Origin of the sequence: Variovorax sp. OV329 (genome assembly GCF_900114785.1) — a bacterium.
Classification (GTDB): Bacteria; Pseudomonadota; Gammaproteobacteria; order Burkholderiales; family Burkholderiaceae_C; genus Variovorax.
The window spans coordinates 1-1,110 of sequence record NZ_FOUG01000059.1; the positions used below are offsets into that span (position 1 = coordinate 1).

At 62.7% G+C, this 1,110-nt stretch carries 1 protein-coding gene; it reads left to right on the forward strand.

Going from position 1 to position 1,110, the window contains the following annotated elements; all coding sequences use genetic code 11:
- Nucleotides 1-54 precede the first annotated feature (54 nt).
- Complete coding sequence (locus tag BM345_RS29550) at nt 55-1,110, forward strand: IS630 family transposase (protein WP_093387419.1); 1,056 nt, start codon at nt 55-57, stop codon at nt 1,108-1,110.

A 1,110-nucleotide genomic window follows, 5' to 3' on the forward strand; every position in this document is an offset into this window, starting at 1 on the left:
CTAGTGGACTGTAACGGTTAAATAGGAAGTATCATTGTGCCTCCGGAGGGCGCAATGGAACTGACGAAAACTGAAGTCTTGGAACTGCAGCGACAAGCCAGTGCGAGAACGGGGCGTGCCGATTCGGCGCGCCGCGCTCGGCTGATCCTGTTGATGTCCGAAGGACTGACGTGGGCCGAGATTCGCGCCAAGCTCGACTGCAGCGACAGCTACATCGATCGCTGGAGCAAGCGCTTTGCAACCGATCGACTGGCGGGGCTGTTTGCGCGCCACGCTGGGCGCGAGCGCTACAAGGTGACCGAGCGCGTCGAGGCGCGCGTGCTGGCATGGACCACCAAGCGCAAACCGGCCGATGGCTCCACGCACTGGTCTTCGCGCAAGCTCGCGGCCGAACTCGGCGGGGACATCTCGCACATGACGGTGGCGCGCATCTGGGCCAAGCACGCCATCAAGCCCCATCGGCTCGAAGGCTATCTGGCCTCCAACGATCCGGACTTCGAGGCCAAGGCCGCCGACGTGATCGGGCTGTACCTGAACCCGCCGCAGCACGCCGCCGTGTTCAGCGTTGACGAGAAGACCGCCATCCAGGCGCTGGACCGCAAGGACCCGGTGCTGCCGCTGTCGCCGGGGCGCGCCGAGCGCCACGGCTTCGAGTACTACCGCCACGGGACGCTGTCGCTGTACGCGGCCTTCAATACCAAAACCGGTGAAGTGCTGGGCAAGACCGCCGCGCGCCACACCTCGGCCGAGTTCGTCGCCTTTCTCACCGACATCGTGGCCAACCAGCCCAAGGGCAAGGAAATCCACGTGATCGCGGACAACCTCTCGGCGCACAAGACCAAGCAGGTCGATGCATTCCTGAGTGAGCATCCGAACCTTCATATGCACTTCACGCCGACCTACTCGTCCTGGCTCAACCAGGTCGAACTGTGGTTCGCCAAGATCGAGCGCGACGTGATCGCGCGCGGCGTGTTCACCTCGGTGCCCGATCTCAAGAGAAAGCTCCTGCGCTACATCCGCAAGTACAACGAGCAACCCAAACCCGTGAAGTGGAAGTACTTCGACCCGACACGGCGAATTACTCCCGATTCAATCGTTACAGCCCACTAG